The sequence below is a fragment of the Streptomyces sp. NBC_00377 genome, assembly GCF_036075115.1.
In the GTDB taxonomy this organism is placed as follows: Bacteria; Actinomycetota; Actinomycetes; order Streptomycetales; family Streptomycetaceae; genus Streptomyces.
Genome location: NZ_CP107958.1, coordinates 366,830 through 379,532 on the forward strand (window position 1 = coordinate 366,830; position 12,703 = coordinate 379,532).

General features: G+C 72.5%; 8 protein-coding genes and 6 pseudogenes. 2 read left to right on the forward strand and 12 right to left on the reverse strand.

The window, feature by feature from the left end; translation table 11 throughout:
• Positions 1 to 459: 459 nt before the first annotated feature.
• Entirely contained in the window at positions 460 to 1,374 is a 915-nt protein-coding gene (locus OHS71_RS01850; protein ID WP_328476077.1) for a universal stress protein, read from the reverse strand.
• A gap of 690 nt (positions 1,375 to 2,064) precedes the next feature.
• The gene (locus OHS71_RS01855) at positions 2,065 to 3,783 is read right to left on the reverse strand and encodes a sensor histidine kinase (RefSeq protein ID WP_328476079.1); all 1,719 of its coding nucleotides are present in this window, start codon (positions 3,781 to 3,783) and stop codon (positions 2,065 to 2,067) included.
• Between the two features lie 334 nt (positions 3,784 to 4,117).
• Between OHS71_RS01855 and OHS71_RS01860 the strand changes: the two are divergent.
• A pseudogene (locus OHS71_RS01860) lies at positions 4,118 to 4,252 on the forward strand (IS481 family transposase); the annotation flags it as partial.
• Positions 4,253 to 4,567: 315 nt separating this feature from the next.
• Here the strand turns inward: OHS71_RS01860 and OHS71_RS01865 are convergent.
• Positions 4,568 to 4,954, reverse strand: a pseudogene (locus OHS71_RS01865) (MmyB family transcriptional regulator); the annotation flags it as partial.
• Between OHS71_RS01865 and OHS71_RS01870 the strand changes: the two are divergent.
• Positions 4,949 to 5,389: pseudogene (locus OHS71_RS01870) on the forward strand (NAD(P)H-dependent oxidoreductase); the annotation flags it as partial. The pseudogenes OHS71_RS01865 and OHS71_RS01870 sit on opposite strands and share 6 nt — an antisense overlap.
• Before the next feature lie 143 nt (positions 5,390 to 5,532).
• On the opposite strand, the gene OHS71_RS01875 reads toward OHS71_RS01870, so the two are convergent.
• The 9 genes and pseudogenes from OHS71_RS01875 to OHS71_RS01910 form a co-directional block, all read right to left on the reverse strand.
• Complete coding sequence (locus tag OHS71_RS01875; RefSeq protein WP_328476081.1) at positions 5,533 to 5,973, reverse strand: pyridoxamine 5'-phosphate oxidase family protein; 441 nt, start codon at positions 5,971 to 5,973, stop codon at positions 5,533 to 5,535.
• A 108-nt stretch (positions 5,974 to 6,081) separates the two neighbouring features.
• Complete coding sequence (locus OHS71_RS01880; RefSeq protein ID WP_328476083.1) at positions 6,082 to 6,756, reverse strand: helix-turn-helix domain-containing protein; 675 nt, start codon at positions 6,754 to 6,756, stop codon at positions 6,082 to 6,084.
• Between the two features lie 19 nt (positions 6,757 to 6,775).
• A pseudogene (locus OHS71_RS01885) lies at positions 6,776 to 7,845 on the reverse strand (zinc-dependent alcohol dehydrogenase family protein).
• Between the two features lie 214 nt (positions 7,846 to 8,059).
• Positions 8,060 to 8,215: pseudogene (locus OHS71_RS01890) on the reverse strand (glyceraldehyde 3-phosphate dehydrogenase NAD-binding domain-containing protein); the annotation flags it as partial.
• Between the two features lie 30 nt (positions 8,216 to 8,245).
• Positions 8,246 to 8,485, reverse strand: coding sequence for a hypothetical protein (locus OHS71_RS41250; RefSeq protein WP_443047149.1), 240 nt, complete (start codon positions 8,483 to 8,485; stop codon positions 8,246 to 8,248).
• Positions 8,486 to 9,161: pseudogene (locus OHS71_RS01895) on the reverse strand (phosphoketolase); the annotation flags it as partial.
• Between the two features lie 74 nt (positions 9,162 to 9,235).
• Positions 9,236 to 10,108 (reverse strand): universal stress protein, encoded by an 873-nt coding sequence (locus OHS71_RS01900; RefSeq protein ID WP_328476085.1) that lies wholly within the window; start codon positions 10,106 to 10,108, stop codon positions 9,236 to 9,238.
• 5 nt (positions 10,109 to 10,113) lie between these two features.
• A complete protein-coding gene (locus OHS71_RS01905) occupies positions 10,114 to 11,136 on the reverse strand; it encodes a zinc-dependent alcohol dehydrogenase (RefSeq protein ID WP_328476086.1) in 1,023 nt (340 codons plus the stop codon).
• A 43-nt stretch (positions 11,137 to 11,179) separates the two neighbouring features.
• Complete coding sequence (locus OHS71_RS01910) at positions 11,180 to 12,085, reverse strand: universal stress protein (RefSeq protein ID WP_328476088.1); 906 nt, start codon at positions 12,083 to 12,085, stop codon at positions 11,180 to 11,182.
• Positions 12,086 to 12,703 lie beyond the last annotated feature (618 nt).

Here is a 12,703-nt window from a genome sequence, read left to right on the forward strand (position 1 = left end):
GCATGCGGACCGGGCCTGACGCCGAGCTCCAGGGACCTTCGGCCCCATGCACCGGGCTCCGCGTCGTTCGACGGTGAGGGGAGGTGGTGAGGGGGTGGCAGGGAGAGCCGGCGAGCGCCTGGAGGCCCGGTGGTCCGCACGGTTCCGCCGGTGACAACGGCCGCACTCCCCGCGCGGCGGGGCCCACCGGCGTGCGGGCCCGCCGTCGGCGACTGCTCTGCGGCCGTGCCCGGCACTCGGCGGTCGGCCGCCTCAGGCTCAGAACTGCCTGTCAGGACTCAGACCGTTGAGCATGGCTGCGGTGTGCGCGGCCGACGACCCGCCGGCCGCGCACACCCGGTGCGACCCGACGCGCCCTGCCTTAAGCCGCGTCGCACCCGGATGGTCCTGGTGCCCGCCCTCCCCTCGGGACCGGGACCGTGATGGTCGGTACGCCGCCCTCGTACCGCGCGGCTCGCGTCAGTCGTGCGGGACCACGGCTACCGGTGCGCAGGCATGGTGCAGCACCGCTTGCGCGATCGGGCCGATGCGGCCGACGGCCGGCGCGTGGCTCCTCTTCCGCCCGACGACGACCAGTGACGCGTCTCGCGAGGCGTGGACGAGATGGCGGCCCGGGCTGCCGATGACGGCCTGTGCGCGCATCTCGACCCCGGGGAACTTGTCCTGCCAGGGGCGCAGAACGTCGTTCAGGCCGTGCCGCGTCTCCTCCGCCAGGTCGGCGCTGAGCCCCGAGTCGAGGACTGCTCCGTAGCCGTAGACGGTCGCCGGGTTCCAACCGTGGACGACCCGCAGGCCTGCCGCGCGACGTCGGGCACTCTCGAAGGCGAACTCGACGACGGCGTCGTCCGGTTCGGCCAGGTCCAGTCCCAACACCACGTCACGGCAAGGAGCAATGGCCGAGCCGGCGCCCGCGGCGTCCGGCAGATGCTCGACGTGAGCGTGCTCACCGGCCCGTACGAGGACGACCGGTCGCTCGGAGCGCGCCACGACGGCGAGGGCTACGGAGCCGACCAGGAACCCGGCCACCGTGCCGAAGCCCCGGGAACCGAGAACCAGCAGTTCCGCGTCCTTCGCCGCTGCCAGCAGGGCCGCGACGGCCTCCGTCTCGGCCTGCTGCGTCGTGACACGCAGGCCGGGATGGCGTTCCGTGAGCCGGGACTCCGCCTCGCCCAGCAGACGCTCGGACCACTCACGGTGCGCTTCGATCGCGCCCGGCGCCGGAACCCCCATGTAGGGGACGTACAGGGAAGCCACCATGTCCGTGGCATGGACGAGACACAGCTGCGCCTCCCGTTGCGTCGCTTCGCGAGCGGCCCAGTCTGCGGCGGCCAGGCTTTCGGGCGAGCCGTCGAGACCGACGATGATGGCGGGCATGTGCGGACCTCCTTCGGGGATGCGCCATCAGTCTCCGAGCCACGCACCGGGCGCAGCAGGGGCCAGAGGTCCCCGCAAGGAGCCGATCGGCCCCGGTGAAGGCGCCGTCGTCCAGTGCGGTGGGCCGGGGACTGTTCCGGTCCCGGGTCCCCGGCTCACGAATACGCTGTCCGCCGGGCGCGTCAGGAGCGCACCGGCAGACGGTGGCAGCCGCGCTCCGGTCCGCTCGGCTGCCGCGGCGACGCCCTGTGTGCCCGACGGCGCAGCAGGCGGCCGGTAGGCGCTTCGTGGGCCGCGGTGAGGACGTATGTGAGGCCCACCGCCCGCACGAGGAGTGCCGCGCATCGTTCCCGGAACTCCGGCGTGAGACTCGTCGGCGTCGTGCTCACCCTCTCCGGTCCGATCCCTGTCCCTGTCCCTGTCCCTGTCCCTGTTCCTGTTCCTGTTCCTGACACCAGCCAACTCCCGCGCGACTCGGACCACATGAGGCGCGGGAAGGACCCGGCCGAGGCGCAACGGAGCGGCCGGGTCGCAGGCCGCGCACCCCGCACCACGCACCACGCACCACGCACCGCGCACCAGGATCCGCGAGAAGCGGGTGGAGTCCTTCCGCCCAGTCGTGCGCAGGTCTGCCCTCGTGCGGTCCGGGCCCGTGTTGCCTCCCGGCGCGGGCGCCGTGCGCCTCGGCAGCTACGCCTTCCGCGCCGGCACCCGCCACGTCAGCGTGGTGCCGCCACCCTCGGGGCTGCCCAGCTCCAGCCCGCCGCCCAACTGTTCCGCCCGCTCGGCCATGTTGCGCAGCCCGCTGCGCCGACCGCCGACGGGGATGCCCCCGCCGTTGTCCGTGACCGACAGCCGTACCTGCCGCCCGTCGGTGGCCAGCAGCACGTCGGCGCGGTCCGCGTGGGCGTGCCGGGCGATGTTGGTCAGGGCCTCGGAGAGCACCGCCACGACGTGATCGGCGATCTCCTTCGGCACGTCGGTGTCCAGCAGGCCTTCCATCCGGACGCTGGGGGCGAAACCGAGGACCCGCGCGGCTTCCCCGACCACCCGTACGGCACGCGCCCGCAGTCCGGCCTCTCCCGCGCCCTCGCGGGTGCGCAGGCCGAAGATCGTCGACCTGATGATTTTGATGGTTTCGTCGAGGTCGTCGACCGCGCGCACGACGCGCTCGGCGGCCTCCTCGTGCTCGATGAAACGGCCGGCGCTCTGGAGGGTCATGCCGGTGGCGAACAGGCGTTGGATGGCCAGGTCGTGCAGGTCGCGCGCGATACGGTCGCGGTCCTTGAGGACCGCGACCTCCTCGGCCTCCTCCCGGCGTTCCGCCAGCTCCATGGCCAGGGCGGCCTGTCCGGCGAAGGCCTTCAGCGGTTCGGTCTCCGTCACCGAGAACACCGGCTCGCCGGCCTTGCGGGCCAGCAGGACGACCCCCCGTGGACCTGCGGAACCTGTGCCGATGGGCACGGCCACGGCGGGTCCGAGCCCGTCGAACCGCGGCGGCTCCAGGGAGATCCGGTCGTCGTGGCCCACGTCGGCGCTGGAGACCGGTGAGGCGCCGGAGAAGGCCAGCCCCATCAGACTGCTGTCCATGGGCAGGACGAGGCCCCGGTGCGCCTCCGCGTCCAGGCCGACGGCGATCTCCACCGCGAGGGTCCCGGTGTCCTCCATGGGCAGGGCGACCGCCGCTAGGGCGGAGCCGGTGATCTCTCCGGCCCGCTCGGCGATCAGCGCCAGCACCTCCGCACGGTCGCGGCCGGACATCAGGCTGTGCGTGATCTCCGCGTTCGCCCGCAGCCAGCGCTCCCGCAGCCGGGACTCCTCGTAGAGGCGGGCGTTGTCGATCGCGACCCCGGCCGCCACGGCGAGCGTCAGCGTGACCGAGACGTCCTCCTCGTCGAACTGGGCGCCGCCCCGCTTCTCGGTCAGGTACAGGTTGCCGAAGACATGGTCGCGCGCCCGGATCGGGACGCCGAGGAAGGTGTTCATCGGCGGGTGGTGGGCCGGGAAACCGTACGAGGCCGGGTGATCGGAGATCTTCGCCAGGCGCAGCGGCTCCGGGTGCCTGATCAGCTCGCCCAGGATGCCGTGGCCCTCCGGATAGGGCCCGATGCGGGCGATCTGTTCGTCGCTGACGCCGACCGTGTGGAAGGCCGACAGCCGCCTGCCGTCCGGACCGATCACGCCGAGCGCGGCGTACTCCGCGTCGACCAGCGACGCGGCGGCCTCGACGATGCTGTGCAGGGCCTGCTCCAGGTCCAGCTCCCTGCCGACCGACAGCACCGCCTCCAGCAGGCTGTGCACCCGGTCCCGGGTGCCGCGGGCCGCGTCCAGCCGTGCCTGGAGCTCCTCCAGCAGCTCGTCCAGTCGCAGCTGCGGCATCCGTACGCGGGCCTCCTCGGGGCTTCCCACCTGCGTTCCTCCAGGTCCCCTCAATGCTCGGACGCCCACCGGTCCGATCGTGTGCCACGTTAGTCCCCGGCCGGAGCGCGTGGTAGCGGATCGGTCCGGGTGTCCCAGGCCGGCGCCTGGGCGGACCGGCCCCGTGGAACGGACCGACAACCCCTGCACCTGCCGCTTCGACGGTCCGGCCCTGAAGCTGTGTCCAGCCTGCCGACGAAGGCGACCGGCGCCATGCCCGCTAGATGTATTGAGCATGAGCGTTGTTGACACCGGCGGGTCTTGGACATGGCGAAGACCTCCACTGTGGTGGAGCTGTCCAGGACTGCACCGCACGGAGGCCTTCGTGTCCCACCGCAATGCCCGGCTGACCGTTCATGGCAGGCGATTGCTCGTCGAACGTGTCCGTTCGGGTCGTCCTGTCGCTCATGTGGCCGCCGAGATGGGGATCTCGCGGGCCACGGCCCACAAGTTCCGCCGGTTACCCGGGGCGCGCCCGGCAGGGCGGACGGACCCGGCAGAGGGTCATCCGGCCCCCACGGCCGGGACCTTCGGCACCAGCGGGAACCGTGTGGTCCGGGGGAGAGTGGTCGAAGGAGCGGCGCCGATCCCCCGCGGTGTCGCTCCGTGCACGCTCGGGCCCGGGCACGGCGGCGGGGGTCGGAGAACCGGTGAGCGAACTGGCTTATGTGCAGCTCGGGCTGAAGCCCCGGGACTCACTCCGGGGTTTCAGCCAGGCCGGGGACCGGAAAGCCGTCAGTGTTGAGGCGTTCCCGGCGCTGTGGGTGTTGTCGAGTTACTCGCGGACCTGAGCGTTCACTCTGGGATGCGCGTCACCGCGGTCCGCGCCCAGGCCCGCGAGCAGGCGCAGGCCGTCCTCGGCGGGGCTGCCGGGGGCCGCGGACAGCACCAGCAGCTCCATGCCTGATTCGTCCGGTAGTGCGAAGTTCTCCTGGTGCAGTTCCAGCAGTCCGACCAGCGGGTGCCGGTACCCCTTGCGTCCATGGGTGCGGGCACGCACGTCGGCGCGGGCCCAGAGGTGACGGAAGCGCTTGCTGCCCATCGCCAGCTCGCCGATGAGCGAGGCCAGGTCGGGGTCCTCGGGGTACTTGCCGGCGGCCAGGCGCAGGTGCCCGACCACGTCGAGGGTGCAGTTCTCCCAGTCCGCGTAAAGGCCCGGGTGTTCACTTTCCACTTCGCGTACGGCGTCGGCGAGCACAGCGACACCAAGTACGGCGAGCGCTTCGGCGAAGGAACCCTCGCGGGCCGCAGGGCCCTGCTGTCGGTGACCGCCGGCGGCCCGGAGCCGCATTACGCCGCCCGCGGGATCAATGGCCCCATCGACGATCTGCTGTTCCCGATCCAGCACGGCATCCTCCACTACCCGGGCATCGAAGTACTGCCGCCGTTCGTGCTGTACGGCACCGACCGGATGACTGACGAGGACTACCCGGACGTCGCCAAGGCCTGGGAGCAGCGCCTGCTCACCCTGGAGTCGACCGAGCCGATTTCTTTCCGGCGGCAGAACTTCGGTGACTATGAGATCCCCTCGCTGCACCTGAAGGAGGGACTGGAGCCCGCGGGCCGCACGGGTTTCGGGCTGCACGTGCGGGGCTGACCGCGGGAGAGTGAGTCACGGCCCGGTGGAAGCGCCGCGTGTGGTGGCGCCGGCCTCCTGGACGATGCTCCTCGGCTCCGAGGCGCCGGGCATCCGCCGAAGGGGGCCGCCCGGATGTTGAACGGCCCTGGTGGCAGGGCCGTTCAGTAGGGGAGGCGTACGCCGTACAGGGAACGTCCGCCGACGAGTTCGCGTCCGGTGAGCAGCTCCGGGTCGATGCGCAGGAAGACCTCCTGCGGCGCCGGCGCCCAGGAACGAGGACCGGTCAGCAGCATCCGCGTGTGCTCGGCGAGGTCGGTCACGACGGCGGCCGCGCCCATGACGACGACGCTCCACCCGGAGTGCGTGGCGGCGTCGACCTCGTCGGCCTCGAAGGCGACCAGCGCTCCGTCGACCGCGCGCACCAGCTCCGAGGAGGCCGACGTGCGCACCAGCACCGCACCGTCGTGGTCCAGGCAGAAGTTGAAGGGCAGAACGGCGGGCAGCGCGTGCCGTGTGTACACGATGCGTCCCACCGGCACGGTGGCCAGCAGGCGCAGACACTCCTGCCGGTCGAGTTCGCGGAATCCGTCGTTGGCGTCCATCTGCCTTCTCTTCTCTCACCCGATAATGTGCTGCGCCGGTCCCCCGTCGGGCCGTGCGGCATCCCGGCCGCGAACCGGCGGCCCTGGCCCGTCCGAGAACCAACCGGCTCAGAGCGTGATGCGGCGGCCCGTGACGGCGTACGGTTCGACGCGCACCCAGACGTCACGCCGACCGCCGGCCCATGGTGTGCTGTGCGCACGTCGCGCGAGCAGTTGCGCCTCGCCGAGGTCCGTTACCATGCGCGCGTGGCCGCGCACCAGCACGCTCCAGCCCTGGCTGAACGCGTCGTCTATTCGGTCGATCTCGAAGGCGACGGGGCTGCCGACCGCGAGGGACGGTGTGGCGCCGTGTGCGGTCCTGAAGACGATCGTGCCGTCGATGACGCTGTAGTTGACGGGGACGATCACCGGGCCCTGGGCGGTGGGCACCGCGAGCCTTCCGACACCGTGCGTGGAGAGCAGGTCGCCGCACTCGGTCCGGCTCAGCTCGGTGAAGGCGGGTGAGTGCCCTGCCAGTCCGGGGCCGGGCGGCAGATCGGCGTCCCCTCCGGTGAGCGAGGAGAGCGTGGTCTCCAGGGCTCCCGCCAGTCTGAGCAGCACGCCGTGGCTCGGCGAGGCGTCGGGATGTTCCTCCAGGTGCTTCAGGTAGCCGGGGTCCATGCCGGCCCGGCCGGCTGTCTCCTCGCGCGTCAGTGCGAGTTGGGTGCGGCGGGTGGCGAGCCGGCGGCCCAGATCACCCGACGGCCGTCCCTGCGGCGCCTTCGCCGTGTCTTGTTCGGTCATGATCTGTCACGTCCTCTCGTCAGGCCGCCCGGACAGCGATCTCCTCGTGCGACTGCTCGCCGAGGACCACCTTGAGCGCGCCGGTGTCGGCGGCCCGGGCGAACACGTCGTAGGCCTCCTCCATGCGGTCCAGGGGGAAGGTGTGGGTGACCAGCTGCGCGGTGGGCAGCCGGCCTGCGGCGGCCATCCGCAACAGGGTGGCGTGGAACGGGTGTCGACCAGACCGGTGGTGATGGTCACGTTCTTGATCCACAGGTCTTCCAGGTGCAGCGTGGCGGGCTTGCCGTGCACGCCGACGGTGGCCACGTGACCGCCGGGCCGCACCATCCGTGTGCACATCTCGAAGCTTTCCGGCACTCCGACCGCCTCGATGACCACGTCCGCGCCGAGCCCGTCGGTGAGATCGGCGATCAGCTGCTCGGGGTCCTCGTGGGCGTCTGCCACCGCGTCGGCGCCAAGCTGTTTCGCCGCTTCCAGCCGGGACGCCGCGAGGTCGACGGCGACGATCCGCTCGGGTGCGAACAGGTGCGCCGTGGCGATCGCCGCGAGGCCGACGGGCCCGGCCCCGACGACGGCCACCGTGTCTCCCGGCCGCACCCGCCCGTTGAGCACGCCCACCTCGTAGGAGGTCGGGAAGATGTCCGCGAGCAGGACGGCGTCGTTGCTCCCGACCGCGCTGGGCAGGGCGTGCACGGACAGGTCGGCGTGGGGAACGCGGAGGTACTCGGCCTGGGCGCCGTCGATCAGGTGGCCCAGGATCCAGCCCCCGCCGCCCCTGCACTGGCCGTAGCTGCCCTCTCGGCAGTACCGGCAGCGGCCGCACGCGCTGATGCAGGAGACCAGCACACGGTCCCCCGGCCGGACGGTCCGGACGTCGCTGCCGGCCTCCACGATCTCGCCGACCGCCTCGTGACCCAGGACAGTGCCCGGACGCACCTCGGGCACGTCGCCCTTGAGGATGTGCAGGTCCGTGCCGCAGATGGTGACGGCGCCCACCCGCACGACGGCGTCGGTGGGCTCCTTGATGCCAGGGTCCGGGACCTCCTCCCAGGCGGACTGTCCGGGGCCGTGGAAGACGAAGCCTTTCATGATGTCCTTCACCATCCCTTTTCCGGTTGCCGCGATTGCCCGACGCATCCAGATTGTCGGCTTCCCGCTCGGTCCGCTTGGGCCGTCCGGCCCTCATCGCCCGCCCGGACGGTCCTCCCCGTCGGGCCGCCCGAGGGCCCGGCCGGCACGTCGGGCCGCAGCACCCGGGTCGGGCCTCTCGGGGACTTGGGCTGAACGGCCCTCACCGGCAGCCGTACTCCAGCAGGTGGGCCGGGGTGGCGGGCGGGGCGATGTCGTTCACGGCGACCAGCTCGACGTCCTGCGTGCCGGCTCCGGCACGGTCGCGGGCGGCGCGCAGGTGGGTGCGGCCGATGCGGCCGCAGCCGTTGACGCCGGCGCGTACGGTCATGGCGGTGGGTCCTTCCGGAGTGCGGGACGGTCAGTCGTTCCAGGTCCAGTCGGCGACCTCGGGCAGGTCGGTGCCGTGCTCGCGGATCCAGGCCTGGTGCCGGGTGCGCGCGTCGGCCATCCGCTGGCGTACGGCGGCGGCGCGTACGGCCAGGCCGGAGACGCGGTCGATGACGTCCATGACGAGGCGGTAGCCGTCGAGGTCGTTGCGCACGACCATGTCGAACGGCGTGGTCGTGGTGCCGGACTCCTTGTAGCCGCGTACGTGCAGGTTCCGGTGGCCGGTGCGGCACCGTCGGGTTGGCGATCTTGTACCCGTTGAGGTGGAGGATCGGCAGGACGGCTCCGTCGTGTGCGGGGTCGAGGAACTTGTCCGAGTGCCAGGCGGCGGCCAGCGGCCCGGTCTCGGCCTCGCCGTCGCCGATCACGCAGGCGACCAGCAGGTCCGGGTTGTCGAAGGCGGCGCCGTAGGCGTGGGCCAGTGAATAGCCGAGCTCGCCGCCCTCCTGGATGGAGCCCGGCGTCTCCGGGGCGACGTGGCTGGGCACACCGCCGGGGAAGGAGAACTGCCGGAACAGCCGGGCCATGCCCGCGCCGTCTCGCGGCACGTCCGGGTAGGTCTCGCTGTAGCTGCCCTCCAGCCAGGAGTTGGCCAGGATCGACGGGCCTCCGTGGCCCGGCCCCCAGACGCACAGGGCGTCGAGTCCGCGTGTCTTGATCACCCGGTTGAGGTGGGTGTACACGAGGTTGAGGCCGGGCGAGGTGCCCCAGTGGCCGAGCAGCCGGGGCTTGATGTGCTCGGGCCGCAGGGGCTCGGTCAGCAGCGGGTTGGCCATCAGGTAGATCTGTCCGGCGGCCAGGTAGTTGGAGGCCCGCCAGTGTGCGTCCAGGGTGCGCAGTTCGTCGTCGGTCAGTACGGTGGCGTCCTGGTGTTCGACCTTGGACATGGTGGGCTCCGGAAGTCGTCGGCGTGGGGTCGTCGGGCGGTCTTGGACGGAAGCGGCCGTCGAGGAGGCGGCATTCACGCCGGCTCGGGTACGACGGCGACGGCGCAGGCGGAGTGGTGCAGGACCGCGTGGGCCACGCGCCCCAGTTGGAGCCCGAGGTGTCCCTGGTGGCGGCGGGCGCCGACCACCAGCAGGTCGGCGTCGTGCGAGGCGTTCAGCAGGACCCTGCGGGCCGGACCCTCGACCGTCCGCCGGTGCAGGTCCACGTCCGCGGGCGTCTCCCCCAGCGCCTTGTCCAGGACCTCGACGGCGTGCTGTTCGTGCAGCCGCGCCGGTGCGCCGGCGAGCAGGGGGTGGTCGGTGGTCTCGTGCGCGGGGCACCGCCAGGCCCGTACCGCGTCCAGGCTCGCCCGGCGCAGCCGCGCCTCCTGGACGGCGAAGCGCAGCGCCGCGGAGTCCGTACCCTGCTCGCCGACGCCCACGGCCACGCGGCGGCGCGTTCCCGCCCGGACCTGGTTGTCGTTGCCTGGACGCACCACGATCACCGGGCAGGCGGCGCGAGCGGCGACGGTCAGACTCACCGACCCGAGCAGCATTCCCACCAGGCCGCTGCGTCCGCGGGTGCCGAGCACCAGGGCGCAGGCGCCGCGTCCCTCCCGGACGAGTGCGTACTCGGGCTCCTCCGGCAGCACGTCGGTGGAGATCTCGACGCCGGGCTGCCGCAGCCGGGCGCGCTCCGCGGCCACCCGCACGATGTCCTCGGCCCGCACCTGCTCGGACGGTTTGCCGACGTCCTCCGCCAGGGACTCCCCCTCGTAGCGCTCCCAGAGGGAGGCGTACACCAGCCGCAGCGGCGTCCCGCGCAGGTCGGCCTCGTCGGCCGCCCAGTCGGCGGCCCGCAGGCTCGACTCCGAGCCGTCCACGCCCACGACGACGGGCAGGTCCATGGTCCTCACCGTCCCGTTTCGAGGTCGAACACGATGCGCGCCTTGACCTCGCCGCGCAGCACCTCGTCGATGGAGTCGTTGACGGAGGCGAGCGGGCGGGCCTCGTAGACGACCTCGGTGCGGCCGGCGGCGTGCAGCTGGAAGACCTCGGCGAGGTCCTGCCGGGTGCCGACGATCGAACCGATCACCGAGGTGCCGTTCAGCACGGTGTCGAAGACGGGCACACGGACCGTGCCGTGCGCGGGCAACGCCACCATGACGAGCTTGCCGCCGCGCCGCAGCCCGGCGTTGACGGCCTCGAAGGCCGCGTCGTTCACCGCGAGCGCGATGGCGGCGTGCGCGCCGCCGTGCCGCTTGAGCACCTCGCCGACGTCCTCGTTGCGGGCGTCGACGACGATGTCCGCGCCGAGCTCCGCGGCCAGCCGGAGCTTGTCGTCGGTGACGTCGACGGCGGCGACGGTCGCGCCGGCGATCTTCGCGTACTGCAGGGCCAGATGGCCGAGCCCGCCGATGCCGGAGATCGCGACGAGCTGGGCGGGCCTGACGTCCGCGACCTTCAGTGCCTTGTAGGTCGTGACGCCCGCGCAGGTCAGGGGGGCGGCTTCCAGGGCGGTGATGCCGTCGGGCACCGGCTGCGCGAAGTCGGCCCAGGCCAGCATCTTCTCGGCGTGTCCGCCGTCGCAGCCGTAGCCGGTGTTGATCTGCTGCTCGCACAGGGTCTCCCAGCCGGAGAGGCAGTGCTCGCACCGCCCGCACGCCCGGCCGAGCCAGGGCACGGCGACCCTCTGCCCGAGGGACAGGTGGGTCACGCCCTCGCCGAGCGCCTCGACCAGGCCGACGCCCTCGTGCCCCGGGACGAACGGCGGGTCGGGCCTGACCGGCCAGTCCCCGTGCGCCGCGTGGATGTCGGTGTGGCAGAGACCCGATGCCTCCACCCGGACGCGGACCTGGCCGGGGCCGGGCTGCGGGTCGGGGCGCTCCTCGATGACCAGAGGTTCACCGAACGCTCGTACGACCGCTGCTTTCATGTTCTCTTCTCCTCGCAGGTGTTCGGGAGCGACCCGGGTCGGGTCAGCCGTGGGGGACCACGGCGACGGGGGCCGCGCAGTGGTGCAGGACGGCGTGCGTGACGTGCCCGATGTGGGCGCCCAGTGAGCTGCGCCGGATCCGCCGGCCCACGACCACGAGGGAGGCCTCGCGGGCGGCGTCCACGACATGGACGGCCGCGCTGCCGTAGCGGGACTCCTCGACGACCTCCACGTCCGGGTTCTTCTGCCGCCAGGGCCCCACCGCCTCGGCCAGGGCCCGGGCGTCGGTGAGGGCCAGCGCCTCGTGCAGCGCGGGATTGGCGGGCGTGCCGTAGGCGTAGTAGGGCGGCGGGTTCCAGCCGTGGACGATCCGCAGGGTCGTCCCGCGGCGCCTGGCGGCGTCGAAGGCGAACTCGATCAGCGTCTCGTCCTGGTGCCCGACGTCGAGCCCGAGGACCACGGGCAGGAAGGGTGTCGCGGCGGAGGGGACGCCGACCGGGTCGGGCTCGTGCTCGTCGGCGGCCACTTCCGGTGCGCGCACCAGCACGACGGGACGGTCCGCGTGCGCGAGGGCGGACAGACCGACCGAGCCGACCATGAACCCGCCGAGCCCCCCGAGGCCGCGCGAGCCGAGGACCAGCACTTCGGCGCTCCTCGCCGCCTCGGCCAGAGCGTCGGCCGGACGACCGGACACCTGCTCGGTGCGCACCTCGACGCCGGGGTGACGCAGCCGGAGCCCTTCCGCTGCCTCCCGGGGAACCCGCTCGGTCCAGTGCTGGTGGGTCTCCGCGCCCAGGAGCGGCGCCTGCGCCATCGGCTCCGGCACCGGTTCCCAGACGTGGACGATCTTCAACGGCAGGTCGCGCAGCCTTGCTTCGCGGGCCGCCCATTCCGCGGCCGCCCGGCTCTCCCGCGAGCCGTCGAGACCTACGGTGACAGTGCGGAGCATGATCTCCACCTCCTGAGGCGAGGAATCCGATTTCAGAGTGGTCCTCGGGCGGTTGCTCGTGCAGGGGCCACTGGTCCCGGACCAGGGACCAGTGGCCCCTGCTCGGCTCGGGTCACGATCCGACCGGCGACCTCCTTGAACTGTGCTTGCCCGCACCGGGCGTTCCTCGGCGGCGAGGACGGCTGGTCCCCGTCGCGGACAGCCTCCGCGGGTTCGGCGCGGCCGTCTGTCATACGGCGCGTCCCCGTCGCGCGACGTTGACGCTGGAAGTGCCTCCGGGAGCAGATCACCGGTTGCGGCTGCCGGACGTCGCTGAGCCGGCACCCGGATACTTCGACAAGCTGACACGCCGGCTCCAGCGGAACCGATCTTGTCGTTCCCGGCCGTGCCGCTCCCCGTGCTCGCGTCGACGGCGGGAGCACGTGATCGAGGGCGAGGGCGGTGGCGACCCGGTCGATGTCGGCCTGCCCGGGCCCGCGGGGGTTTCCTGAGGTCCCGGTCCCGGAGGCCATGCATCCCCGCGCCTCGACGCGGCCACGAAGGGGGGTCTGACGGGCCGCTCGGAAGGCCGGGTGGCCCATGGATCCTCTCGGAGCCGGGGCGCAGGGTGGCAGTGGA